The sequence below is a fragment of the Pseudomonas sp. SIMBA_067 genome (assembly GCF_046534675.1).
Taxonomy (GTDB): Bacteria; Pseudomonadota; Gammaproteobacteria; order Pseudomonadales; family Pseudomonadaceae; genus Aquipseudomonas; species Aquipseudomonas putida.
In genome coordinates this window covers 1-362 of record NZ_JAWRYH010000116.1, presented here as the reverse complement: position 1 = coordinate 362, position 362 = coordinate 1, and the positions used below count along the sequence as shown (strand labels likewise).

1 pseudogene is annotated in these 362 nt (G+C 59.7%); it reads left to right on the top strand.

The annotated features are described in order from the left end of the window. A pseudogene (locus SB765_RS28310) lies at window positions 1-362 on the top strand (4-hydroxyphenylpyruvate dioxygenase); the annotation flags it as partial.

Below are 362 nucleotides of genomic sequence, written 5' to 3'. Positions count from 1 at the left end.
GAAGAGAAAACCCGTGAACGCCTCCAGCAGCAAGCGCCTGCCCAACCCGTCGATATCCTGTTCGATACTCCGCCCGCCAGCGAATACGGTGGCATCGAGTTCCTGGAGTTTGCCGTGGATGAAAACCTCGGGGCCAGGCTCACTCAATGGCTGGAGCGCCTGGGGTTCGTCAAGGCCGAGCAGCACCGTTCCAAGAGTGTGAGCCTGTTGCGCCAGGGGGATATCAACCTGATCCTCAACTGTGAGCCGTATTCCTTCGCGCACAATTTTTTCGAGGCCCATGGGCCATCGTTGTGTGCCACGGCGATTCGGGTCAAGGACAGCGTCAAGGCGATGGCACGGGCAGTGGCCTACAAAGGCCA